Origin of the sequence: Nocardia arthritidis NBRC 100137 (assembly GCF_001612765.1) — a bacterium.
In the GTDB taxonomy this organism is placed as follows: domain Bacteria; phylum Actinomycetota; class Actinomycetes; order Mycobacteriales; family Mycobacteriaceae; genus Nocardia; species Nocardia arthritidis.
The window spans coordinates 1-24302 of sequence record NZ_BDBB01000015.1; the positions used below are offsets into that span (position 1 = coordinate 1).

24 protein-coding genes are annotated in these 24302 nt (G+C 70.2%); 7 read left to right on the forward strand and 17 right to left on the reverse strand.

Annotation, left to right across the window (positions count from 1 at the left end; translation table 11 throughout):
- Positions 1–191 precede the first annotated feature (191 nt).
- Positions 192–1100, forward strand: a complete 909-nt coding sequence (locus NA8_RS11990; RefSeq protein ID WP_063050472.1) for a LysR family transcriptional regulator — start codon at positions 192–194, stop codon at positions 1098–1100.
- Between the two features lie 23 nt (positions 1101–1123).
- On the opposite strand, the gene NA8_RS11995 is transcribed toward NA8_RS11990, so the two are convergent.
- Complete coding sequence (locus NA8_RS11995; RefSeq protein ID WP_063050473.1) at positions 1124–1615, reverse strand: pyridoxamine 5'-phosphate oxidase family protein; 492 nt, start codon at positions 1613–1615, stop codon at positions 1124–1126.
- A gap of 64 nt (positions 1616–1679) precedes the next feature.
- On the opposite strand from NA8_RS11995, the gene NA8_RS12000 reads away from it, so the two are divergent.
- Positions 1680–2651 carry a helix-turn-helix transcriptional regulator gene (locus NA8_RS12000; RefSeq protein ID WP_063050474.1) on the forward strand — a complete coding sequence of 324 codons (972 nt, stop codon included), beginning with the start codon at positions 1680–1682 and terminating at the stop codon, positions 2649–2651.
- Positions 2652–2779: 128 nt separating this feature from the next.
- Here the strand turns inward: NA8_RS12000 and NA8_RS12005 are convergent, their stop codons facing one another.
- Positions 2780–4009: an epoxide hydrolase family protein gene (locus NA8_RS12005; RefSeq protein WP_063050583.1), complete on the reverse strand. Its 1230-nt coding sequence runs from the start codon at positions 4007–4009 to the stop codon at positions 2780–2782.
- A gap of 62 nt (positions 4010–4071) precedes the next feature.
- Between NA8_RS12005 and NA8_RS12010 the strand changes: the two genes are divergently transcribed.
- Complete coding sequence (locus tag NA8_RS12010) at positions 4072–5049, forward strand: helix-turn-helix transcriptional regulator (protein WP_063050475.1); 978 nt, start codon at positions 4072–4074, stop codon at positions 5047–5049.
- On the opposite strand, the gene NA8_RS12015 is transcribed toward NA8_RS12010, so the two are convergent.
- The 5 genes from NA8_RS12015 to NA8_RS12035 form a co-directional block, all read right to left on the reverse strand.
- Positions 5046–6146 carry an FAD-dependent monooxygenase gene (locus NA8_RS12015; RefSeq protein WP_063050476.1) on the reverse strand — a complete coding sequence of 367 codons (1101 nt, stop codon included), beginning with the start codon at positions 6144–6146 and terminating at the stop codon, positions 5046–5048. The genes NA8_RS12010 and NA8_RS12015 overlap by 4 nt on opposite strands.
- Before the next feature lie 162 nt (positions 6147–6308).
- The gene (locus NA8_RS12020) at positions 6309–7604 is read right to left on the reverse strand and encodes a type III PLP-dependent enzyme domain-containing protein (RefSeq protein ID WP_439957383.1); all 1296 of its coding nucleotides are present in this window, start codon (positions 7602–7604) and stop codon (positions 6309–6311) included.
- Between the two features lie 38 nt (positions 7605–7642).
- The gene (gene ppc, locus NA8_RS12025; protein ID WP_439957379.1) at positions 7643–10414 is read right to left on the reverse strand and encodes a phosphoenolpyruvate carboxylase; all 2772 of its coding nucleotides are present in this window, start codon (positions 10412–10414) and stop codon (positions 7643–7645) included.
- Between the two features lie 66 nt (positions 10415–10480).
- Positions 10481–10900: a VOC family protein gene (locus tag NA8_RS12030; protein WP_063050478.1), complete on the reverse strand. Its 420-nt coding sequence runs from the start codon at positions 10898–10900 to the stop codon at positions 10481–10483.
- Between the two features lie 125 nt (positions 10901–11025).
- A complete protein-coding gene (locus tag NA8_RS12035; RefSeq protein WP_245663789.1) occupies positions 11026–11625 on the reverse strand; it encodes a GTP-binding protein in 600 nt (199 codons plus the stop codon).
- A 283-nt stretch (positions 11626–11908) separates the two neighbouring features.
- Here NA8_RS12035 and NA8_RS34340 point away from each other — a divergent pair, with 283 nt between their 5' ends.
- Positions 11909–12409, forward strand: a complete 501-nt coding sequence (locus NA8_RS34340; RefSeq protein WP_169810494.1) for a DUF3558 domain-containing protein — start codon at positions 11909–11911, stop codon at positions 12407–12409.
- 7 nt (positions 12410–12416) lie between these two features.
- Here NA8_RS34340 and NA8_RS12045 read toward each other — a convergent pair whose 3' ends face one another.
- From NA8_RS12045 to NA8_RS12070, 6 genes are all read right to left on the reverse strand, one after another.
- Complete coding sequence (locus tag NA8_RS12045; RefSeq protein ID WP_063050481.1) at positions 12417–13436, reverse strand: hypothetical protein; 1020 nt, start codon at positions 13434–13436, stop codon at positions 12417–12419.
- 43 nt (positions 13437–13479) lie between these two features.
- Positions 13480–13998 (reverse strand): PspA/IM30 family protein, encoded by a 519-nt coding sequence (locus NA8_RS32650; RefSeq protein ID WP_084466721.1) that lies wholly within the window; start codon positions 13996–13998, stop codon positions 13480–13482.
- A gap of 39 nt (positions 13999–14037) precedes the next feature.
- On the reverse strand, positions 14038–14805 hold the full coding sequence (locus NA8_RS12055) for an alpha/beta hydrolase (protein WP_063050586.1): 768 nt from the start codon (positions 14803–14805) through the stop codon (positions 14038–14040).
- A 4-nt stretch (positions 14806–14809) separates the two neighbouring features.
- Positions 14810–17317: a phenylalanine--tRNA ligase subunit beta gene (gene pheT, locus NA8_RS12060; RefSeq protein ID WP_063050482.1), complete on the reverse strand. Its 2508-nt coding sequence runs from the start codon at positions 17315–17317 to the stop codon at positions 14810–14812.
- A 33-nt stretch (positions 17318–17350) separates the two neighbouring features.
- Positions 17351–18412, reverse strand: a complete 1062-nt coding sequence (pheS, locus tag NA8_RS12065; protein ID WP_063050483.1) for a phenylalanine--tRNA ligase subunit alpha — start codon at positions 18410–18412, stop codon at positions 17351–17353.
- Positions 18413–18577: 165 nt separating this feature from the next.
- The gene (locus NA8_RS12070; protein ID WP_063050484.1) at positions 18578–20005 is read right to left on the reverse strand and encodes an MFS transporter; all 1428 of its coding nucleotides are present in this window, start codon (positions 20003–20005) and stop codon (positions 18578–18580) included.
- Between the two features lie 147 nt (positions 20006–20152).
- Here NA8_RS12070 and NA8_RS12075 point away from each other — a divergent pair, with 147 nt between their 5' ends.
- Entirely contained in the window at positions 20153–20680 is a 528-nt protein-coding gene (locus NA8_RS12075; protein ID WP_245663790.1) for a TetR/AcrR family transcriptional regulator, read from the forward strand.
- Positions 20681–20755: 75 nt separating this feature from the next.
- Here NA8_RS12075 and NA8_RS12080 read toward each other — a convergent pair whose 3' ends face one another.
- The 4 genes from NA8_RS12080 to infC all read right to left on the reverse strand — a co-directional run bounded on the left by NA8_RS12080 (position 20756) and on the right by infC (position 23003).
- Positions 20756–21553, reverse strand: coding sequence for a TrmH family RNA methyltransferase (locus NA8_RS12080; protein ID WP_063050486.1), 798 nt, complete (start codon positions 21551–21553; stop codon positions 20756–20758).
- Between the two features lie 40 nt (positions 21554–21593).
- Positions 21594–21974 (reverse strand): 50S ribosomal protein L20, encoded by a 381-nt coding sequence (gene rplT / locus NA8_RS12085; protein ID WP_039797323.1) that lies wholly within the window; start codon positions 21972–21974, stop codon positions 21594–21596.
- Positions 21975–22084: 110 nt separating this feature from the next.
- Complete coding sequence (gene rpmI, locus NA8_RS12090) at positions 22085–22279, reverse strand: 50S ribosomal protein L35 (RefSeq protein ID WP_039797322.1); 195 nt, start codon at positions 22277–22279, stop codon at positions 22085–22087.
- 61 nt (positions 22280–22340) lie between these two features.
- Positions 22341–23003: a translation initiation factor IF-3 gene (infC, locus tag NA8_RS12095; protein WP_084466723.1), complete on the reverse strand. Its 663-nt coding sequence runs from the start codon at positions 23001–23003 to the stop codon at positions 22341–22343.
- Positions 23004–23339: 336 nt separating this feature from the next.
- Between infC and NA8_RS12100 the strand changes: the two genes are divergently transcribed.
- On the forward strand, positions 23340–23867 hold the full coding sequence (locus NA8_RS12100) for a DinB family protein (RefSeq protein ID WP_063050488.1): 528 nt from the start codon (positions 23340–23342) through the stop codon (positions 23865–23867).
- A gap of 4 nt (positions 23868–23871) precedes the next feature.
- Positions 23872–24213, forward strand: coding sequence for a DUF1844 domain-containing protein (locus NA8_RS12105; RefSeq protein WP_063050489.1), 342 nt, complete (start codon positions 23872–23874; stop codon positions 24211–24213).
- Positions 24214–24302: the final 89 nt, after the last annotated feature.

The following is a 24302-nucleotide window of genomic DNA, read 5'->3' on the forward strand; positions in this document are numbered from 1 at the left end:
CTCGGGCGATCTGTCGGGCGATGCCCGATCCACCGCCGACGATGACGAGCTTCTTGCCGTCCAACGTGCCTGTCATGAGTGTGCCTCTCGGTAGGTGGTGTGCTGTCCCCCACCGAGAGGAACGAGCTGGGCGACCACCCGTCATCCCGTCGTGAGATCGATAGTTTCGTGCTTTGCCATAGAATTTCCGAATGCCTACGCTGCGCGCGCTGGAGTGCCTGATCGCCGTGCTGGACTCCGGGTCGGTGACCGAAGCCGCCGCGCGACTGCATCTGTCGCAACCCGCGCTGTCGCATCAGATCGCCGCGCTGGAGCGCGAACTCGGCACGCCGGTGTTCGAGCGGCTCCCGCGTGGGGTACGGGCGACGGCCGCGGGCCGTGCGATCGCCGCGGACGCACGCGCCGCGGTGGCTGCCGCCGAACGGGTGGTCGCGGGCGGCCGCGCCGTCGCCGCGGGCGCGACCGGGCAGTTGCGCATCGCGTGTGCGGACAGCATGTCCGCGAGCCTGCTCGCGCCCGTATTGCGCGTCTGGCATCGCCGTCGTCCAGAGGTGCGCCTCACCCTGTCCGAGTTGTCCAGCGCCGACGCCATGGCCGAGATGGTGGCCATCGGCACGGCCGATCTCGCTCTCGGGCCGAGGCCGTCACGCTGGGAGGGCCACCTCGTCGTGATCGGAACCGAGGAGATCGTCGCGGCCTTGCCGGACGACGCCGGGAATCCCCCCGCGGCGATGACACTGGCGGACATCGCCGAACGCCCGGTGGTGCACTACCACCCCGACCACGGCCTCAGCGCCTGGCTCGACGAAGTCGCCGCAGGCCGAGGAGTGGCGCTGACCGCGGCGACCAGGACCCGTCACGCCACCACCGCCGCCCAGCTGGCCGCCGCCGGTCTCGGCACCGCCCTCGTGCCCACCAGCGCGCTGACCGCGACGTTCCCCGGCGCCGTCCGCAGCTTGCGGCCGCCACTGATGCGCGAGGTCGTCTGCCTCACCTCCACCCCGGGCGATCCCCTCGTCCGCCGATTCCTCACCGACCTGCACCGCCGCGGTATCCCGGTTCCGAGCCCGATCGCCGCCCAGCTGACGGCGCGGGAGTGAGGTCGTCGCGCCGAGCCGCCGGCTCAGTGCTTGTGCACCACGCGCTCGCCTTCGCCGGGCTTCCAGATGGTGATGTCGAGGCGGTTCCCGGCGACCTCCACCGTCGACGCCCCGGTGAGATCGGCGACGTAGAAGTGGTCGAACTCCCGGCCGCGGACGTCGAAACCGGTCGCGTCGAACAGGTGCTGGGCGAAGCGGGCGTGCACGTCCCGGTCGGGAAGGTCGACGACGGTCCCGAAGAGTTTGGCGTCGCCGTCGGACACATTCGTGTCCACGGTCGCGGTGTGCAGGCAGAAGCGCGGATCCCGAGCCAGATCGCGGAACTTGGTCGTGCCCGGCATCCCCGCGAGCACGAGGAATTCCTCGAAGATTCGCGGCTCGACCGGGCTGATCCGCGGGTATCCGTCGGAACGAAGCGTGCCGAGCATGCAGAGATTGCCCGCGGCGCGGTGCCTGCGCAGGAAGATCTCGGCGACGTGCGGCGCTTCTTCGATGAATCGGCTCCAAGAGGTCATGGCGAGGACGGTACGGCGAATACTTGCCAACTGCTGTCAGGTTTCCCCGGCTAGTCTCGCTCGCATGCGGGCGAGTCGACTTGTGCAACTGCTTTTGCTGTTGCAGACGCGAGGCAGGGTGACCGCGCCCGAACTCGCCAGGGAGCTGGAAGTGTCGGTGCGCACCGTCTATCGCGACGTCGAGGCACTCTCGGCCGCTGGGGTCCCGGTGTACAGCGAACCGGGGCGCGGGGGCGGCGTCCGACTGGTGGACGGCTACCGGACGCGGCTGACCGGACTAACCACCGACGAGGCCGACGCGGTGCTGTTGACCGGGTTGCCCGGCGCCGCCGCCGATCTCGGGCTCGGCACCGTCTTGGCCACCGCGCAACTGAAAGTGCTCGCCGCGCTGCCGCCGGAACTGCGCGGCCGCGCGACGCGCATCGCCGAGCGGGTGTACGTCGACGCGCCGGGCTGGTTCCACCGGCCGGACCAGACGCCGACGCTCGCCACGATCGCCGAAGCGCTCTGGCACGATCGTAGGCTGCGCGTGCGCTACGACCGCAAGGACAAGGTGGTCGAACGCGTGCTCGACCCGCTCGGCCTGGTGCTCAAGGCAGGCACCTGGTATCTGGTCGCCCGTGGGGAGACGTCGCCGCGCTCCTATCGAGTGGGCCGAATCCGCGACGCCGAGCCGACCGGCGAAACCTTCGTCCGCCCCGCGGAATTCGACTTGCGCGCGCACTGGGCCGAGGCCGCCGACGATTTCGCGCGTTCGATGTTGCGCGTGCGAGCCCGTTGCCGGATCGCCGCCACGCATCTGCGCCTTTTGCGGTTGATGAACGACCCCGCCGCGTTCGCCGAGGCGCTGGCGTCCGCAGGGCAGCCCGACGCCGAGGGGTGGGTGGAGGTGGTCGTGCCGTCGGAGTCCTACGAGGTGCTCGCGCACGGCCTTCTCCCGCTCGGCGAATTCGCCGAAGTGCTGGAGCCGCCGCACCTGCGTGCCCGGCTCGCGGCGACAGCCGCCGCCATGCACGCGCGCTACCGCGGGAGTTAGACCACCCCGCCCACCAGGTCTCGGCCGCGCACCGGCCCCGGTCGCGGGGCACGGGCGGCTCCCCGGCGCAGCCGTCCGTGCCCCGGGCGGATTCGCTCAGCTCACGACGGGCCGGCGTGACCGCACCGCTACCCGCGAGACATCGGTCGGCGCAAGGTGCGGAAGAATTCGCGCACGTCCGCGATCAGCAGGTCCGGCGCCTCCATCGCCGCGAAATGCCCGCCGCGGTCGAACTCGGTCCACCGGACGATGTTGTGCGCATCCTCGGCGAGCTTGCGAACGGACATGTCGCCGGGAAAAATCGCCGCCGCGGTCGGCACATCGGACTTCACCACCGGCGCGCCCCAGGCCGCGGATTCGCTGTAGAGCCGCACCGAGGAGGCGAATGTTCCGGTGAACCAGTACAGGCTGACGTTGGTCAGCAGCGCGTCCCGGCCCACCGCGTCGTCCGGCAATTCGATCGCCGGGTTGGTGTACTGCCGGAACAGGTCGGCGATCCAGGACAGCAGCCCGGCAGGCGAGTCCTGGAGGCCGATCGCCAGCGTCTGCGGGCGGTTGGCCTGCACGGTCGCGTAGTCGTAGCGGGCGTAGCTCTCCGGGCCGGTCAGCGTGGCCAGCCTCGCCTGGTCCTCCGTGCTGTACTCGGCCTCCGACTCCTCCGGGGACCACTCGGCCGGAGCGGACGCCGCCGTCCCCCACGATTCGCCGTCGCCGCTGTCCCAGGAGGGAATCGTGATCGGACCGTTGACATGCAGGCCCGCGACGTGTTCCCGAGCGATATGGCCCAGCTGTGCGGCGATGAAGTACCCGGCGTCGCCGCCCTGCACGCCGTAGCGGTCGTAGCCCAGGCGCGCCATGAGTGCCGCGACCACCTCCGCGAACCGCTCGGTGGAGCCCGCACCCGGATCCGGGGACACCTCGGAGAACGCGAACCCCGGCAGCGAGGGAACGACCAGGTGGAACGCGTCGGCGGGGTCGCCGCCGTGGGCGCGCGGATCGCTCAGCGGGCCGAGCACGTCCAGGAACTCGACGAACGACGCGGGCCAGCCGTGACCGAGCACCAGCGGCAGCGCATCCGGCTCCGGCGAGCGCACGTGCAGGAAGTGCACCTGCTGCCCGTCGATCGCGGTGACGAACTGCGGCAGCTCGTTCAGCGTCGCTTCCACTGCGCGCCAGTCGAATTCGGTACGCCAGTACTCGGCCAGCGGCCGCAGGTAGGACACCCGCATGCCCTTGTCCCATCCCGCGCCGGGCAGGTCACTCGGCCATACCGTCTCGGCGAGTCGCCGGTGCAGGTGGTCGATCTTCTCCTGGGGGATGTCGATGCGGAAGGGGCGAATGTCCGGTTCGGTTGTCATGTCGGCCACGATAGGAAGCGCTTAGGACGGGATCGTTCCTATCTTTTCGGCATTCTGGTGTGATGCTGGAAACGTCGGCTCGCCTGCTCGCCCTGCTGACTCTGTTGCAGACCCGTCCCGACTGGACCGGCGCCGAACTGGCCGCACGGCTCGGCGTCACCGGTCGAACCGTGCGCCGTGACATCGATCGGCTGCGCGAACTCGGCTACCCGGTGCATGCCACCCGGGGCGCCGCTGGATACCGGCTCGGCGCGGGCGCCGCATTGCCGCCGCTGCTGCTGGACGACGACGAAGCGGTCGCGGTGGCGGTCGGGCTGCGCAGCGCCGCCGGTGGCAGCGTGACCGGACTCGAGGAGGCGTCGCTGCGCGCACTGAGCAAGCTGGAGCAGGTACTGCCGCCCCGGTTGCGCCACCGGGTCCGCACGCTGCGCGGCGCCACCCTGCGCGTCGCGGCACCGGTGCCCGAGGTCCATCCGGACACGCTCATGGCCATCGCCGAGGCGTGTCAGCGCCACGAACGGCTGCGGTTCGACTATCGCGCGCGCAATGGAGCGCTCGGCCTGCGCACCGTCGAGCCGCACACCCTCGTGCACTTCAGCAGGCACTGGTACCTGGTCGCCTGGGACGTCGACCGCACCGACTGGCGCACCTTCCGAGTGGACCGGATCACCCCGCGGACTCCGACCGGCCCCCGCTGCGCACCCCGCGAGCCGCCGCAAGGCGATGTCGCGGCGTATCTTTCGATGCGGCTGTCGGCCCGCGCCTGGCCGCATCAGGCGACGGTGCTGTTGCACCGCTCTGCCGATGACGCCGCCGACCGCGTGTGGCCGGGAACCGGCGTCTTGGAAGCCGTCGACGAGCACAGCTGCCGCCTGCACGTCGGCAGCGAGTCCCCGGAGCAGCTGGTGTGGATGATCACCTCGGTCGATCTCGACTTCACCCTGCTCGACGGCCCACCGGAACTCGTCGAGGCGCTCCGCGCCCAGGCCGCCCGCTGCGTACGCGCCGTGCGCGACTTCCGTAGCGAGCGCACCGGCTAGCCGCGCCAATCCAACACGGCACCGAGCGATCCGAGTTGCACCGAGTCGGGGACCGCCCGCATCAAGGCGTCGCGGATCGCGACGACGGGCGCGGACGACAGTTGCGCCACCGCGCCGATCAGGCGTGAGCGCGTGGCGATCATCCGAGTGCGCGGCCTGCGTTCGCGGTCGTAATCGGTCAGGTCACCGCCGCTGTCGGCCACCCGGGCCAGTACCACGGCGTCCTCCAGCGCCTGGCAGGCGCCTTGCCCGAGGGTGGGCACCATGGCGTGCGCCGCGTCTCCCACGAGCGCGATCCGGCCTGCCACGAAGCTTTTCGGCGTGGGCAGGTCGTAGAGGTCGTGCTTCAGCACCTCGGCGTCCCCGGCCGCGGCGAGCAGAGCGGGGATCGGGTCGTGCCATCCGCCGAACCGGGCGCGCAACTCGTCCACCCCGCCGCCCGCTTTCCCCGCGGGCATGTTAGCGGTGGCGAAGCAGTAGACACGGCCGTCCGCGAGCGGAACGTACCCGAAACGCTCACCGCGCCCCCAGCTTTCGCCCATCTCCGGCACCGGCTCACGCGGTGTGACGACCACCCGCCACGCCGTGTAACCGGCGTAGCGGGGGCGGATCTCACCGCAGACGGCGCGACGCACGACGCTGCGAATGCCGTCCGCGCCGACGACGATGTCCGCGCTGGAGGTTCCGGCCGAGTGCACCACCGTGCCGTCGACTCCGGCCTCGGCCACGGTGACGCCGGTGCGCAGCGCCGCCGCCGGTATCGCGGAGCGCAGGATGTGCACCAGGTCGGCGCGGTGCAGCATGACCGGGCTGCCGTACCGAGCCCGGATCGCCTCGGCGTCCATCCTGGTCAGCCACCGTCCGGCGTGATCACGAATGCCCGCCGCCCCATGCTCGACGGCCCGTGCTCGCACCTCCTCGCCCAAGCCGAGGGCGTCGAGGGCACGAATCGCGTTGGGCCACAGCGACAGTCCAGCGCCGACTTCGGTGATCTCGGCGGCCCGCTCGAGCACTTCGACGCGGCGGCCTCGCCGCAAGAAGGCCACCGCGGTCGCCAGGCCACCGATGCCACCGCCCACGATGAGCGCCTCGGCCATCGCTTCCCCTTTCTCCGAACCGCTCGACGAGCAGCTATCGCAACGATACTACAGATGTAGTGACGGGTGGATGATCGGTGAACGCAGAGCCGAGCCGTGGCGCGAGCGCCCGGCATCGCTGTGGTCGAAGCTTCTCGGCTACCGGGGAACTCGCGTCGGCCCCTAGAAGAACGTGTGCAGCAGATCGACCACCCGGGGCGTCTGGGCGTCGGCGTCGTCGATCACCGGGATCAGTCGCCATTTGTCGAAGGCGGTGCACGGATGCGACAGCCCGAGCCGCACGACCGACCCGATGGGCAACTCCGCGGCGCCGACCGGCAGCCGGAGGTAGGCGTGCTGGTCGTTGAGCGCGGAGACCGTCGCGCCCGCGTCCAGCGCACCGCCCGGAAGTCCCGCGACTCGTTGCGGAATCGGCAGCCCCTCGTCGAAGGGCAGATCGCGTTTGCCCGCGTCCAGCAAGGCGAGCCCCGGCTCCGGGCGCGAAAGGGTGCGCGCCCAGCCGTGCATCGCCGAGCGCAGCGGCCGCGCGCACCCGGGAGCCGCCAGCGGCGACATGCTCGCGTAGAAGCCGTCGTCGTGGATGACGTACGCACCCGAGCGCAGGACGACCGTCGTCGCGACGCCCTGCCCGCCCTGCTCGTCGGACAGCGGGGCGAGGTACTCGAGCGCCAGCTCCGGATAGGCGCTGCCACCGGCGGTGACAACGGCCGGACCGCGGTACCGCCCCGCGGCGAGGAGTTCCCGGTGCAGGCGGGCGAGTTCGCCGAGGTAGTCACGCACCGCGCGAACGCCGCTCGCGGTGCGGTCGTGCGCGAGCGCGCCCTCGTAACCACCGACGCCGGCGAGCGTCAGCCGGGACGCCGCGCCGATCGCCCTCGCAACAGCATGCGCCTGCTCCACCGTGCGCGCACCGGTTCGGCCGTGCGGGCCGCCGAGTTCCACCAGCACCCGGATCCGCGCCGACTCCGGGGCGGTGCGCAGGTGCGCGTCCATCAGCGCGACTGTCTCGACGCTGTCGGCCCAGCAGACGAACTCGAAGGATTGGTCGCGCGCCGATTCCGCCGCGACCCAGCGCAATCCGACCGGATCGACCAGCGCGTTGGCCAGCAGCACCCGCGCGACGCCGAACGATCGGGCCACCTGGGTCTGCCAGATCGTGGCCAGTGTGATGCCCCACGAGCCCGCGGCCAACTGGTCGGCCCACACCTGCGGCGCCATCGTGGTCTTCCCGTGCGGCGCCAACCGCACACCGGCCGCGCGCACCCAGTCGGCCATGACGGCGATATTCGTCCGCAAGGACGCGCGGTCGACGGTGAGCACCGGCGTCTCCAGCGAGTCGAGCGGCACAGCGCCGGTGCGGAATTCGCGCACGCTCAGCCCCCATGACTCGGGTGGCATGCCCTTGTGCTCGGGACCGATCCGGCGGTCCGCGAGCGCCTCGACGGCGGCTTCATCGATCGACACGACATTCCTTCCCGGCCGGGCCCCTCGGCGGCTCAGCCCGAGTTGCGCAGCGCGGTGGCCAGGCCGTTCATGGTCAGCAGGATGCCGCGTTTCACCAGTTCGGAATCGTCCCCGGCGCGCAGCCGGCGCAGCAACTCCACCTGCATCTGATTGAGCGGTTCCAGGTAGGGGAACCGGTTGTGGATGGATTCGGCCAGCGATGGGTTGTCGGCCAGCAGGTGATCGTTGCCGGTGATCGCGGCGTGCATGCGGACGGTCCTGGCGTGTTCGTCGCGGATCATGCCGAAGATCTGCTCGCGCAACGCCACGTCGTCCACGAGGTCGGCGTAGCGCGCGGCGATGTCGAGATCGCTCTTGGCCATCACCTGAGCCAGGTTGGACAGCACCGTACGGAAGAACGGCCAGCGCCGGTACAGGTCCGCCAAGGTGGCCAGGCGTTGCGGGTCGCCGCCGATCCACTCCTCCAGGGCGGCGCCGGTGCCGTACCAGCCCGGCAGCATCACCCGCGCCTGACTCCAGGACATCACCCACGGGATGGCCCGCAGGTCCGCGACCGAATTCGTCGGCTTGCGCGAGGCGGGCCTGCTGCCGATGTTCAGGTCGCCCACCTCGGCGACCGGCGTGGACTGCCGGAAGTACTCGACGAATCCCGGGGTCTCGTGCACCAGCCGCGCGTACGCGGCGCGGGCGCGGGCCGCGAGGTCGTCCATGATCCCGTAGGACGGCTCGGCGTCGGCGCCGAGGCCCTCCACGTCCAGCAGGGTCGATTCCAGGGTGCCCGCGATCAGCGATTCCAGATTGCGGTGCGCGCTACCGGGTTCGGCGTATTTCGCGGCGATCACCTCGCCCTGCTCGGTGAGCCGCAGCGAGCCGCGCACCGCCCCCGCAGGCTGGGCGAGGATCGCGTCGTAGCTGCGACCACCGCCGCGGCCTACCGTGCCGCCGCGGCCGTGGAACAGCCGCAGCCGGATGCCGGTTTTGCGGGCGACCTCGATCAGATCCAGCTCGGCCCGGTACAGCGCCCAGTTCGCCGCGAGGTATCCGCCGTCCTTGTTGGAGTCGGAATAGCCGAGCATCACCTCTTGGCGCATGCCTTGCGCGGCGACCAGGTCGCGATAGACCGCGACTTCCAGCGCCGCGGACAGTGTCGCCGCCCCGGCGCCCAGGTCCTCGATGGTCTCGAACAGCGGGACGATGCCCACCGGGCAGCTCGGCGGCCCGTCCGGCTCCCCCGGGTCGAGCAGCCCGCCTTCCTTCAGCAGCAGGGCGGCCTCGAGCAGATCGCTGACCGATGTGCACATGCTGATGATGTAGTTCGGCACCGCCGCCGCGCCGAGCGTGTCCACCACATCCCGCGCGGCGCGCACGATGTCGAGCTCCTTGGCGGCCGACTCGGTCAGCCGTGCGTGCGGGCCCAGCAGCGGGCGGCGAGTGCGCAGCTCGGCGGCCAGCAGTTCCACCCGGCGCGCCTCCGGCAGGCTCGCGTAGTCGGAGTGGACCCCCGCCCAGGCCAGCAGTTCGGCGACGACCTGCTCGTGCACTTCGGAGTTCTGCCTCAGGTCCAGACTCTGCAGGTGGAAGCCGAAGGTTTCGATGGCGTGGCGCAACGCGGCGAGGCGATCATCGGCGAGCAAGCCGTCGCCGCTGCCCCGCAGCGAGGCGTCTATCGCGTCCAGGTCGTCCAGCACCGTCTGCGGAGTCGGATAGGGTCGCGCACCGGCATCCAGGCCGTTCGGGGGAACCTCGCCGAGCGCGGCCAGCGCGGTGGCGGTCAACCGGGCCCGGACATGGTGCAGCGCACGGCGATACGGCTCGTCGGCATGCGCCGCCGGATCGGGGTATCCGGTCTCGGCCAGCGCGGCGACCTCGGGCGTCACGGTGATCAGCCGCGCCGACAGCGACAGCGTCTTCTCCAGTTCCACCAGCTCGCGCAGGTAGCGCTCGAACGCGACGCCCGCGGCGCGGAACGCGGCCTGACGCACGACCTCGGCGGTGACGTACGGGTTCCCGTCGCGGTCGCCGCCGATCCACGAGCCGGGACGCAGCATCGGGCGCGGCAGCAGCTCGACGCCCGGCCAGCGCGAGCGCAGCGCGGCGCGCACTTCGGCGTTGATCGCCGGGATCACGTCGAACAGGGTGAGGTCGTAGTAGCGCAGACCCACCGAGATCTCGTCCTGGATGCGCAAGCGGGCCAGGCGGATCAGCCCGGTGCGCCACAGGCTCAGTACCTGACGGCGGATCCGCAGTTCGAGGTCGGCTCGCTCACGCTCGTTCTCGGCGTAGCGCAAGCGCAGGCGCATCAACTCGGTGATCCTGGCCTGCGCGTCGAACACGGTGCGGCGGCGCGTTTCGGTCGGGTGCGCGGTGATCACCGGCGACACCAGCGCGTCGGCCAGCAGATCCGCGACCCGGGCTCCGTCGAGCGCCGCCGCGTCCAGTTTGCGGTAGGTGGCCGCCAGCGACGAGTCCTGTGGCGGTTCGCCCGCCGCCTCGTGCGCGGCGCGGCGGCGGTCGCGTTGGATGTCCTCGGCCAGATTGGCCAGCAGCACGAAGTAGCTGAACGCGCGGATGAGCGGGAGGGCGACCGCGATGTCGACACCGTCGAGCATCTCCGCGACGGCGCTGCGCTCGACCTCCTCGCGGCGCACCCGGAACGCCTCGATGCGCACCCGCTCGATGAGGTCGAAAACCTCCGGACCCTCGTGGTCGCGAATGGTGTCGCCGAGTACGCCGCCGAGGAAACGGATGTCGTCGCGCAGCGGCCGGATGGCGTCCTGTTCGGTCTCGCTCATCGATTCGCCCATGATCAGACAGTATTGCCCTCCGGGCCGCGGGGATATGCGACGCGGCCCACACCGGCCACCCGCGGCTCAGCCCAGGAGTTCGGAGAAGCGCAGGTAGTTGCCCCACGGGTCGCGGAACCCGCAGTCGCGTACGCCGTACGGCTGCGAGATCGGCTCTTGCGTCACCTCGACGCCTGCGTCGCGCAGCCGGGCGAAGGTGGCGTCCACGGCATCGGTGGTGAAGATCAACGTGCCCTGCGCGCCGCCGGCCAGTCGCGCCCGCGCCGCCGCGCCGGCCGCCTCGTCGGGCACCATCTCGGGGGTTTCCAGAATGAACTCGATGCCCGGTTGCTTCGCCGGGCCGACGGTCACCCAGCGCCCACCGGCGAACGGCATGTCCGCCCGCACCTCGAGGCCGATCACGTCGCGGTAGAACTCCAGGGCCTTGTCCTGGTCGCCGACCAGGACGCCGATGTGGGTGAGGGCCAGATCCGCGCTGTTGCTCATGATGGTGCTCCTTGTCTTCGTCAGGGCTGGGCAAGAGTACAGACGACGGGCACGCGAAGAATTCATCGGCGGCGGGTTCACACTCTCGGCGGATGCCGCGCTCGTGGCGAGCACCCGCGCCGCGCTCAGCCCGCGGTCCGGGCGGTGAGGTGATCCGCGCGGTGCGACACGACCTGTTCGGCCAGGGTGACCAGCACCTTCTTGACCGAATCACGCTGCCTGGCATCGCAGTCCAGAACCGGGATCCAGTGTGCGAGCCCGAGCGCCGAGCGAACCGCACGGACATCGAGGTGGTCACCGCCGTCGACGCGGTTGACCGCGACGACGAAGGGCGTACCGCGTTCGGCGCAGTAGTCCAGCACAGGTTGACAATCCTCGACGCGGCCGGTGTCGACCACGATCACGGCGCCGAGCGCTCCGTCGACCAACTCCTCCCACAGGAAGACGAGACCGTCCTCGGCAGGCGTGCCGAACAGGTACAGCAGCAGTGAGCTGTCCAGGGTGATGCGCCCGACGTCGAGGGCGACACCGGGCCGCGGGTCGTCTGCCCAGCTCTCCGGATCGTCCGCGCCGAGGGGGATCTCGGCCGCCGCCGCGGCTACCAGCGGCTCGATTTCGGAGACGGCCCCGATGAACGTCGTCTTCCCGACGCCGTGACCACCGCCGACCACGATTTTCACCGAAGACGGCATGGTCGGCGTTCGCGTGTCGGAATACCCGGACAAGCTCCCTGCTCCTCTCGATGGCAGCGGCGGCGCACCGGTCGGCGGCGCGCACGGTCGCGGATCGGTCGGCCGGGTCGCTGACGACGACTCGGCGTCCCGATCCGGACTTCCGGCGCGCTACCGATGTTCGGCGATGGAATGCGGCCGCCGGCACCGACGCACGAGCAACCATGTACCCGCCCTCGCCCGCCCCGAAACCTCGCGGCGCGACTCTGATACAGTCCGGCGCGATATACCCGGAGGGCAAGAGGGCTGGATGGCGCACCGAATTACGTTGATTCCCTTGGCAATAGCAGTAGTGCTCGGAGCGGCCGCCTGCGGCGACGAGTCCAGCGGGTCACCGGCGACGACCACCACGCAGGCCGCGAGCACGGCCACCCAGCTGTTCGATCCCTGCACCGGCATCCCCGACGCCGCGCTGACCAGCGCCGGGCTCGATCCCGCGAGCAAGCAGGTCGGTGTGGGCGGGGTCGAGCAGCCGGGCTGGGAGATCTGCGGATGGAAGGGCGCCGACTTCACCCTCGGCGTGTTCTCCAACGGCGCGTCCGTGGCCGAATTCGAACGCAAGCCCGGCAATGTCGACTTCCAGGACGTCACCATCGCCGGACGGCCCGGCCGCCAGTTCCGCGTGGACGACGCCGCCAAGGACCAGATGTGCGACGTGCTCTTCCCGGCTCGGCAGGGGTTGCTGCAACTGACGCTGGTCAACCGGGCCGCGGACCAGAACCCCTGCGATCGCCTTACGACCGTCGGCGAATCGATCGTCCCGGCGCTGCCGAAATAGCGCAGCCTCACCCCGCGAGGATGCGAAGTACCTCGTCGGAGGCGTAGAAGGGCGCGAGGCGTTCACGGATCAATCCGGCCAGAACGCCTTCCCGCTTCGCGCTCTCGATGACCGCCGGTCCGTACCGCAGGATCTCCGCGGCGATATCGTCACCGGTGAGACCGAGTTCGGGCAGCATGGCCGCCAGGGTGTAATCGCCGTATTTGGTGAAGAACACCTCCACGCACTCGTCCAGCAGCAGGCCGAAGTACTCCTTCTCGCGGGTGGTGACGGCGATTTCGTAGCACAGCAGCACCAGTTCGTTGAGGTCCTTGCGGCTGAGGTATTCGCGCAGACCGCTGACCGGTTCGTCGGCGTGCAGATCCCAGAACTCCATCGCGGCGGCGTGCACCGGCGCGTCGCGCAGCATCTCGCGGATGGCGTTGTTGGTGCGCTTGAGGGCGAACAGCGCGCCCTTGCCCGCCAGGTCGCCGACGAACGTGCCGTCGGCGGCCTTCTTGGCGCGATTGGCCGCGGACTGGCCCAGCGACATCAGCGAGGAGACGCCCGGGATCTTCTCGGCGCGCTCGCGGTTGGCCTGCATGAAGTCGTTGATCAGCTTGTCCACGAATTTCGACGCGACGGTGGCGACCAGCGGGCTCTCGGTGAGCCGGTCCAGGATGCGCTCCTGTGCCTGGTGCATGCCGAAGATCTTCTCCAGCAGCGCCTCGACCGGCTCGCGCTCGACCACCTCGCCGAGGGTGTAGTCGTTGTTGGTTGCGATGTGGTCGTAGATGGAGTCGGCGAACACACCGACCATGTCGGCGAACACAGGACTGCCGCCGATCAGCTCGACGATGGTGCGGACGGTCTGCTTGGCCTGCTCGACCTCGACGACGTCCCGGAAGACGATCGTGTCGGCGACTCCGAGGACCGCCTCGGTGTCGCGCGCGATCACCTCCGCGAAGCGCTCGCCGGTGACCTCGGCGAGCAGGAATTCCACCTGGGCGTCCAGTAGCCGTTCGGCGATCTCACGCGGCTCGCTCATCGAATTCCACCCATCATCCTTCATCCGGCGTGCCCGGCCCGGTTCACGACTGGTGCGGCTCGGCGTCGTTGCCGTGCAACGATTCCCGGATCCGGTCCAGTCGCTCACGCGCGGCCTTCTCGCGTGCCTGCCATTGTTCGTCCGCGCTGCGGCCCGCTGGAGTCTGCCGGTCGAGTTCGCCCATCCCCTGCGCGGTGCCGTAGCGCTGCTCGACCTTATCGCGAACTGACTCGAAAGTAGGAACACCGGAGACCGAATATCCGCCGCTCGGGGCGGTGCCGGGCATACCCGGCGGCGGTACCGGTACCGCCGGTACCGCGGAACCGCCGCCTACCTGGCCGGATACCTCCGACCCCTGCCCTGGCAGCGCGGTGCCGCCGGCCGGGGTGGTAGGAGTCACATCCCCGGCGGTACCGGTATCCCCCGTCTCCACCAGCCCCAGCAACGCGGCGTGGACCGCCGCGAATCCGGGACGGCCCGCCGTGGCGACCAGCAGGACACCTGCCAGTTCCGCGTCGGACAGCCCGCCCAACCGGCTCGCGATATCGCTGTTGTCACTCATACCGCCAGGCTACGCAGCCACGATCGCGCCGCACGTGGTTCACGACCGGACGAGTGCGCCCGCCCAGTCGCGCACGAGGTCGTACCACGCCGAGCCGCCGACGACGATCAGATCGTTGTGCCCGGCCCCGGGAAACACGACGAGCCGTTTCGGCTCCGGCGCGGCGGCGTAGAGACGGTGCGCGTGCCGCAGCGGCAGTAGCTCGTCCTGGTCGCCGTGCATGATCAGCACCGGAGCGCGCAGCGTGCGAATGCGGCGTTCGTTCGGATAGGCGTTCGGCACCAGGGGCGCGGGCAGGAACGGATACACCGAACGAGCCGCGTCGCGCAGACCGCTGAAGGTGGACATCAGCATCACCCCCGCAGGCGGATGGTGCTGCGCCAGCTCGAGCACGACGCCGCCGCCGAGGGACTTGCCCAGGTACAGCACACGATTCGGATCGACACCCGGTTGCGCGAGCAGCGCCCGGTGCGCGGCGTGCGCGTCCAGGTAGGTGCCGTGCTCGGTCGGTTTGCCGGTGCTGCGCCCGTACCCGCGGTAATCGAAGGCCAGCACGTCGAAACCGGCCTCGGTGAGCAACGCGTAGATCGGCACCCGGTCGCCGAGGTTGCCCGCGTTGCCGTGCGCGAAGAGGATGTGCCCGACCGAGTTCCGTGCGGGCATCCACCACGCGTCCACGATCTCCCCGTCCGAGGTGGGCAGGAACAGCTCGGCGTACTCCATGCCGAGCACTGCCGGGGTCTGCAGCACCGTCCGCTCCGGCAGGTAGGTCAGCGCGTTGAGGATCGGACGGGCCGGGTGCCGCACCGCGTCAGCCTCGCAGCACCGCGCCCACGGCGTCGGCCGCCGCCGCGACGGCCGCGTCGCGCGCCGCACTGGCCTCGTCTTCGGTGAGGGTCCGGTCGGCGGCGCGGAAACGCAGGGCATAGGTGAGCGACTTGCGTCCCTCGCCCGCCTGAGCGCCTTCGTACACGTCGAACAGCGCGATGTCCTCTAGCAGCTCCCCGCCGCCGGCGCGCAGCGCGGCCTGTACGGTCGCCGCCGGAATCGTCTTCTCGACGCTCACCGAGACGTCCTGCAGCACCGCGGGGAACGGCGACACCGTGGGAACCGGACGCGCTTCCCGCAGCGGCAACGCGTCGAGGTCGAGTTCGACGGCACACGTGCGCGGCGGCAGACCCGAACGTTCCAGCACGGCCGGGTGCAGTTCACCCGCGTAGCCGACGACCGTTCCGTCGACCACCAGCTCGGCGCAGCGACCGGGATGCCAGGGCAGCTGGGCCGCCGCCCTGCGCTCGATGGTCACACCGGCCGCGTCGGCGACGGCGTCGGCCAGTGCGAACGCGTCGGCGGCCTCGACGGCACGACCCGGACCCCACGGCCCGCGCGGCTCGCGACGGCCGGTCAGGACGGCGGCCACGTGCACCGGCTGCTCGGGCAGCGAGTCGAGCAGCTCGGCGATCTCGGCGTCGGTGGGGCGCCGGTCCACCGGCAGCGGGTCGACCGCCCTGATGTTCGCCCCGGGCCGCACGACCTGCGCGATGCCATAGATCGCCAGATCACGCGCACCCCGCGAGATGTTGCGGACGGCCACTTCGAGCAGGCCGGGCAGCAGGGTGGTGGCCAGTTCGGCACGCTCCACGTCGAGTGGATTGAGCACCCTGGTGGTGGCGCGGCGCGGGTCGTCGGCATCCAGGCCCCAGGTGTCGAACACCCCGGCGGCCAGGAACACCGGCGGCAGAACCTCCACGGCGCCCGCGAACGCCAGTGCGCGGCTGACGGCGCGGCGGCGGCGCTGGGTCGGCGTGAGTCCCCGCCCGGCCGGTGCGGTGGGCAGCACGGACGGAATCTGCTCGAGGCCTTCCAGCCGCAGCACCTCTTCCACCAGGTCGGCGGGCTGGGCCAGGTCGGGCCGCCAGCTGGGCGGGGTCACCACCAGTTGGCCGTGCCCGGCCTCGCTGACGGCGACCTCCACGGTGCAGCCGATCTGGGCCAAGCGGCGCGCGGAGGTTCCGGTGGGGTAGGTGACGCCCGCGACGCGGTCGGCCAGGTCGATGTCCATCCGGATGGGCTCGGGTGCCGGGATCGGGGCCCGGAAATCCGTCAGCACGGGTTCGACGGTGCCACCCGCGATTTCGGCGAGCAGGGTGGCCGCGCGGTCCAGCGCGGCGACGTTGATCTCCGGATCGACGACCCGCTCGTACCGCTTGCCCGCCTCGGACACCAGCTTGTGCCTGCGCGCGGTCCGGTAGACCAGCAACGGGTTCCAGGTGGCCGCCTCGAGCAGGATGTCGGTGCTCTGCGCGCCGACCTCGGTGCTCGCGCCGCCCATCACGCCCGCCAGCGAGACGACACCCGAATCGTCGGCGATCACCACGTCCTCGGCGTCGAGCGTGCGCTCCACCTCGTCCAAGGTGCGCAGCGTCTCGCCCTTGTTCGCGGCGCGGACCACCAAGCCGCCCGACACCTTGGCCGCGTCGAAGGCGTGCAGCGGCTGCCCCAGCTCCAGCATCACGTAGTTGGTGACGTCCACCGCCGGCGAGATCGGGCGCACGCCCGACAGCAGCAGCCTGCGCTGCAACCACCAAGGGCTGACCGCCTTCGGGTCGATGCCGGTGACCCGGCGGGCCGCGAAACGGGTGCACCGGGAGTCCGGCTCGACCCGGATCGACCAGGCTTCCTGCTCGTGGTCGGGCAGGGTACGCACCGCCGGGTCGGCGTATTCGAGATCGAAGCCGCAGGCCAGCTCCCGCGCGAGACCCCGCACCGAGAAGCAGTAGCCGCGGTCGGGGGTGATGTTCAGTTCGATGACGGTGTCGTCCAAACCGAGCAGCGCGTTGGCGTCGGTGCCCGGCTCGGCGGTGCCCGGTTCCAGCACCAGGATGCCGGAATGGTCCTTGCCGATACCGAGTTCGGCGACCGAGCAGATCATTCCGTTGGAGACGTGGCCGTAGGTCTTGCGCGAGGTGATCCGGAAGCCGCCGGGCAGCTCGCCGCCGGGCAGCACCGCGACGACCAGGTCACCGACCTCGAAATTCCGCGCGCCGCAGATGATCTCCTGCAGATCTGGCTTGCCGATGTCCACCTTGCAGAAGCGGATCGGCTTCTTGAACTCGGTCAGCTCGGTGATCTCGGCGACCCGGCCGACCACCAGCGGCGGCTCGCCGTCCTCCGGGCCGGCGACCCGCTGGAGCTTGTCGACCTCTTCGACTTCCAGTCCGACCCGGACGAATCCCGCGTCGAGCTCCTCCGGCGTCACCGACCACTCCGGGTTGGTGCGCTGGATGATGTCGGTCAGCCAGGACTGCGCTACTCGCACTTGACGTTTCGCTCTCTCGATCGAAGGGTGAGGTCAGGACCGGATACCGAAGGGCAGCGTGAAACGCACGTCGCCCTCGACGATGTCGCGCATGTCCGGGATGCCGTTGCGGAACTGCAGCGTCCGCTCCAGGCCCATGCCGAACGCGAACCCGCTGTACACCTCGGGATCGATCCCGCTGGCGATCAGCACCTTCGGGTTCACCATGCCGCAGCCGCCCCACTCGACCCAGCCCGCGCCGCCCTTCTTGTCCGGGAACCACACGTCGACCTCGGCCGAGGGCTCGGTGAACGGGAAGTAGTTCGGGCGCATGCGAGTGCGGGTCTCCGGGCCGAACAGTGCCCTGGCGAACGCGTCCAGCGTGCCGCGCAGATGCGCCATGGTCAGGCCCTTGTCCACCGCCAGGCCCTCGACCTGCGAGAACACCGGAGTGTGCGTGGCGTCGAGCTCATCGGTGCGGAAGGTGCGGCCCGGGCAGACCACATAGATCGGCAGGTCGCGTTCCAGCATCGAGCGCACCTGCACCGGAGAAGTGTGCGTGCGCAGCACCTGCCGCGAGCCCTCCGGCGCGATGTGGAAGGTGTCCTGCATGGTGCGGGCCGGATGGTCGGGCAGGAAGTTCAGCGCGTCGAAGTTGAAGTGCTCGGTCTCCACCTCGGGACCTTCGGCGACCTCCCAGCCCATCGCGACGAACACATCGGCGATCTGCTCGGAGATGACGGTGATCGGGTGCCGGGCGCCCACGGCCGCGCGGCCCGCGGGCAGCGTCACGTCGATGGCCTCGGCGACCAGCACGGCGGCGTCGCGCTCGGCCAGCAAGGTGACGCGGCGCGCCTCGAACGCCTCCGACACCCGGGACCTGGCGACGTTGACCCGCTTGCCCGCGTCGGCTTTCTCCGACTTGGGCAGGCTGCCCAGCGCACGCTGCGCCAGGGCCAGCGGCGCCTTTCCGCCGAGGTGCTCGGTTTTCGCGACCGCGAGCGCATCCAGGTCGGCGGCAGCGGCGAACGCCTTCTCGGCGGCCGCCGCTGCCGCGGCCAGTGCCTCCTCGGTCAGCGCCGCGTTCTGCTCGCCTGCGTCGATGTCGTCGGCCACGATGCTCCGTCTCTCCCCTGGGGATCGGTTCACGGGCACGGCTGCCGCCTGCCCGCATTGCTGCTGGTCGCAATCGTATTCGATGCGCTATGGCGGATTCACCCGGATTACCCGCGACGCCGCGCGAGCCGTGTGGTAGCCACGCGGGCCGCGCACCCGCGGCGGTCAGCGCGCGACGGCGATGCGGGCGGGCAGCCACCGCGACACCACCGCGCCGACCGCGACGATCGCGGCGCCGACCCACACCGCAGGCACCAATCCGTCGACGTAGCTCTGCGGATCCTCGTAGGAGCCCTGAGCGGCGAAGACCGACGCCAGCACCGCGACGCCCATGGCCACCCCGACTTCCCGCAGGGTGTTGTTGGTTCCCGACGCTATCGCGCGGTCCTCCTCCGCCGCCGCGGCCATCACCACGGTGGCGCTCGGCGCGAAGGTCAGGCCCATGCCGATGCCGCCGAGCAGGAACGGACCGACGAACGACAGGTAACTCGCGTCGACGGAAGTGACCGCCGCCATCCAGGCCAGCGCGACGGCCAGCAACGCCTGCCCGGTGGAGAGCAGCGCCCTGGCGCCGACCCGGTCGACGATCAAACCCGCCAGCGGAGCGACGACCATCGGTGCCATCGTCCACGGCATGGTGCGGATACCGGATTGCAGCGGCCCGTAGCCCTGCACGACCTGGAAGTACTGGGCCAGCAGGAAGATCGAGCCGAACACGCCCATCGAGAAGGTGAAGCCGGTCGCATTGCTCACCCGGAAGGCGCGGGAGCCGAACAACCGCAGCGGCAGCATCGGCTCCGGCGTACGCAGCTCCCAGGCGATCAGGCAGCCGAGCAGCGCAACGCCGCCGACCAGCGCAGACAGCACGCCGGGAGACGTCCAGCCATCATCGGCGCCGTGGATCACGCCCCACACCACCGCGAGCACGCCGCCCGCCGACAGCAGCAGCCCCAGCAGGTCGACCCGCCTGCTGCCGCCGTGCGACTCCCCTAGTACCCGCAGCGCGAACGGCAGCACCAGCATGCCGATCGGCACGTTCACCCAGAAGATCCACTGCCAGCTCAGCCCCTCGACGACCGCGCCGCCGATGAGCGGACCCAGTGCCACGCCGAGGCCCGCGATCCCGCCCCAGATCCCGATGGCGGCGCTGCGCATCTTCTCCGGCACCGCCGCCGACAACAGTGTCAGCGACAGCGGCATCACCGCCGCCGCGCCGAAGCCCTGTACCGCCCGCGCCGCGATGAGCATGCCCGGTCCGGTCGCCAGCGCGCAGATCGCGGAGGCCACCGTGAACACCGCGATGCCGAGCAGGAAGATCCGGCGTCTGCCGAGCCGGTCACCGAGGGCGGACGCGGTGAGCAGCAGCGAGGCGAACGACAGCGTGTAGGCGTTCACGAACCATTGCAGGTCGGCCAGCGAGGCGCCGAGTTCGGTGCGGATCACCGGAAGTGCGTTCGTCACGACCAGGTTGTCCAGCGTGACCATGAACATCGGGATGCCGACCGCGGCCAGTACGGCGGCGAGCCTGCGACCACCGATCGTGGCCGCGGGCGCGGCGACGCGCGCCGCGGCGGGTGGAAGGGTCTCGGTCATGTCCAGTCCTTGTTGTAATCGACTGATAACTAATCCGGAAAACGTTATGCATCGACTGATAACATGTCAAGACCGAGCCCAGACCAGCGAACACGGAGCACGATGGCGACCAGGACCAGGATGACGGCGAGCGAACGGGGCGAACAGGTGCTGCGCGCGGCGATCCGCGCGTTCGCCGAATCCGGTTACGCCGCCACCCGGACCGACGAGATCGCCCGGCGCGCGGGGGTGTCACAGCCGTACGTGATCCGGCTGTTCGGTACCAAACAGAATCTTTTCCGCGCCGCCCTGCACCGCGTGTGCGACCGGATCGAGGAGGTCTTTCGCGCCGCGCGCGCGGAGGCGGCGCCCGGCGCGGACCCCGAAGCGGCTTTGGCGGCGCTCGGGGGCGGCTATTCGGTCTTCCTCGCCGAACGCGAGCTGCTCCAGCTCTTGCTGCACGGGTTCGCGGCCAGCATCGAGCCGGAGATCGGCAACCAGGTCAGGGACCGATTCGGGGAGATCTACCACTTGATCCGGGAGTTGACGGGTGCACCGGAAACGGAAGCGAGGCGCTTTCTCGCCACCGGAATGCTGCTCACCGTCATGAGCGCGATGCGCGTGGCGGGACCGGACGCGGTTCCCGCGACATGGGCGACGGAGCTTCTGGAAAACCTGAGTACCCACGGCGATTGACGATCTGGCCTTCGGTCTCTGGCGGGCAACGCTGAATTACGAAAACAGCCGCGAGAGCCGGCTGGGCACCGGAGATCAAGCACCGTATCGAACGCGGGAGTTCGCGTAAAGGCAGATGGCGGCGGCCGTCGCCAGGTTCAGGCTCTCGGCGCGGCCACGAATGGGAATGCGGATGCGATGGTCGGCTCGGCGCGCCACCGCCGGGTCCAAGCCGTGCGCCTCGTTGCCGAACAGCCAGGCCACCGGGCCGGTGAACAGTGCGTCGGCGTCGTCGAGGCCGACTTCGCCGTTCGCCGCCGTCGCCAGGATCGTGATACCCGCCGCGGCGATCGCGTCCAGCGTCTCGGCCACATCGCGGTGCCGCGCGATCGGCACGTGGAAGATGCTGCCCGCGCTGGCCCGCACGCACTTTCCGTTGTGCGGGTCGACCGTGTCACCCGCCAGCACCACGCCATCGGCGCCGACCGCGTCGGCGACCCGCACGAGCGTGCCGGCGTTCCCGGGCTCGGCCATCTCGACCGGGACGGCCAGCATGCGCGGTCGAGCGTCCAAGATCCGGGCCAAGGGCACGTCGAGCAGGTCACAGACCGCCACCAGCCCCGGCGCGGTCACGGTTTCCCCGAGATGCTGTGCCGCTCGATCGCTGACCAACGTGGTGCGGACCCCCACCGCGGCTGCCCCCGCGATCAGCGCGTGGTCTCGTTCGGCCGCTACCGCTGAGTAGAACAACTCGTGGACGTGCGCGGTCTCCAGCGCCGCGGCTACGGCATTCGCGCCCTCGGCGAGGAATCGGCCCGTTTTGCGACGCTGCGCGCCACGCTGCAGCTTGACAGCGGAAACGACCCGCGGATTGCGCTCGCTGAGCGCTTCCACGGGTCGTTCCGAAAGTTGTCCGTGTGCCAACGGATGCGACTCAGGCGGCCGGCGCGTTGACGTCCTGCGGCAGGGCGGCCTTGGCGACCGCGACGAGACCGGCGAACGCCTCGGCGTCCGACACCGCGAGCTCGGCGAGGATCTTGCGGTCCACCTCGACACCGGCGGCCTTCAGGCCCTGGATGAAGCGGTTGTAGGTGATGTCGTTGATCCGCGCGGCGGCGTTGATGCGCGCGATCCACAGCTTGCGGAAGTCACCCTTGCGCGCCCGGCGGTCCCGGTAGGCGTAGGTGAGCGAGTGCAGCTGCTGCTCCTTGGCCTTGCGGTACAGCCGCGAGCGCTGGCCGCGGTAACCCTTGGAGGCCTCGAGGATGGAACGGCGCTTCTTCTGAGCGTTGACGGCCCTTTTGACGCGTGCCACTGGTCAGTCCTGTTCGATCTGGGGGCGCGGGGCAGCGCCCGGAAATGGGTCGGTGGGTGGCGACGGAGCTGGTCCGGTCGCGGTGTGCCTATCGGTCTGCGCGGGCGCGATCAGAGACCGAGCAGCTTCTTCACGCGACGGACGTCGGCGGAGGCGACAACTTCCACGCCGTCCAGACGACGAGTCCGGCGGCTGGGCTTGTGCTCGAACAGGTGGCGACGGTTCGCCTGCTGGCGCAGCAGCTTGCCTTTACCGGACACCTTGAATCGCTTCGAGGCGCCGCTGTGGGTCTTCATCTTCGGCATGGATTCCTCTATCTGTCGTCCCGGCGGTCGGGGCGGACCGCCGGTGTTCTGATCGGTGTTACTACGGGCCGGCCGTCTCGGCCTGCTCCGCAGCGGGCTGACCGGCCGGGGCGGCGCTGGGCGCCGGCCGCGGGGCCGACTCCTGCTGCGCCTTCACCCGGGTCTTCGCACCCTTGTGGGGGGCGAGGACCATGGTCATGTTGCGACCGTCCTGCTTGGCCGAGGTTTCCACGAATCCGAGCTCGGCGACGTCGGACGCCAGGCGCTGCAGCAGCCGGAAGCCGAGTTCGGGGCGGGACTGCTCGCGTCCCCGGAACATGATCGTGACCTTGACCTTGGACCCGGCCTCGAGGAAGCGAACGACGTTGCGCTTCTTGGTCTCGTAGTCGTGGTCGTCGATCTTCGGGCGGAGCTTCTGCTCCTTGATCACCGTCTGCTGCTGGTTCTTCCGAGACTCGCGCGCCTTCTGCGCCGTCTCGTACTTGAACTTGCCGTAATCCATGATCTTGCAGACCGGCGGACGGGCATCCGGTGCCACCTCGACCAGATCGAGGTCGGCTTCGAGGGCGACGCGTAGTGCATCTTCAACACGCACGATCCCAACCTGCTCGCCGCCCGGTCCGATGAGCCGGACCTCGGGAACACGGATGCGATCGTTGATGCGGGTCTCAGTGCTGATGGGGCCTCCTAGGTCAAGCGGTGTCGTCGGACGACCGCGCGCAATAACTGCAACCCCTGTTCAACACGAAGGCCCCGGTGCGGTATTCCGCGACGGGGCCCGATGTCGACCGATCGCCGGCCATGAGCGAACTCGGGCCGACCCTCGTATCCCGGTTCTCCACGAGAACCTCGGCACGAGAAACCCGCCCTCGCGGGGCGGGCGACCGGACCGTTGGCCGTACGATGATTCGTCGGCAACGGTGGGAGTCGGGCTCCACTTATCAGCCCCGGGGCAAGCCCGGGGCGGTCGTCACCGGGAAGTCTAACATTCCGTTCGGCTATCGCCGAATCGGGCCGAAAATCCCTTGCCCGGCCATGTCCCGCATGCCACGCTCCCCCGGTGCTCACATCACGCCGTGACCTGCTGCGATGGCAGTTCGACCTGACCTGGTCACTCGCCGGAATCCACCTCGACGCGCTCACGCCGGAGGACTTCCTCTGGGAACCCGTCGAACTCAGCTGGACGGTCCGGCCCGATGCCGACGGCGTATGGCGGCCGGATTGGGCGGACACCGAACCCGCCCCTGTGCCCGTCCCCACTATCGGCTGGCTCACCTGGCACATCGGCTGGTGGTGGGGCGCCGCCATCAATCATGCCGAAGGTGTCACCCCGCCCGCGCGGGAGGACGTGCACTGGCCCGGCGACGGCGCCGCCGCCATCGCCTGTCTGCGCGATCTGCACAGCGAGTGGACGCGCGTGCTCGACGGGCTCGACGAGACCCATCTGGACCGCCCTTCGGCCTATCCGTGGCCCGCCGAGGCCGGGTTGACCGTCGCGCACCTGGTCGGCTGGGTGAACGCGGAGCTGATGAAAAACGTCACGGAGATCGGCCACCTCCGGATGCTGCGCGCGGCGTCGCTAGCCTGAACGCATGACTGACGAGCTCGACGCCTCCGTACGCGAACTGGCCGACATCCCCGCGGTCGAGGTGATCAGCCGCGCCGCGGTGATGCTGATGAGCTCGGCGGCGGAGAAGCTCGGGCTGGCGGACGAGGACCCGGACACCAGCCCGCGCCGCGACCTGGACGAGGCGCGCCGCCTGATCACCGCGCTGGCCGGACTCGTCACGGCATCGGTGGAGTACCTGGGCCCGCACGCCGGCCCGATTCGCGAAGGGTTGCAATCGCTGCAACGCGCCTTCCGTGAGTCCTCCGCGCATCCCGACGAGCCGGGCAAGGGCCCTGGCGAGAAGTACACCGGCCCGGTCTACTGACCGGCTCGGCCATGGGGCACGAGGACGTCGCGCACCCAGCGGCTCGATCCCGGCGCTGAGCGAGGACGCCCGGTGTCGCGCTGTGCCGA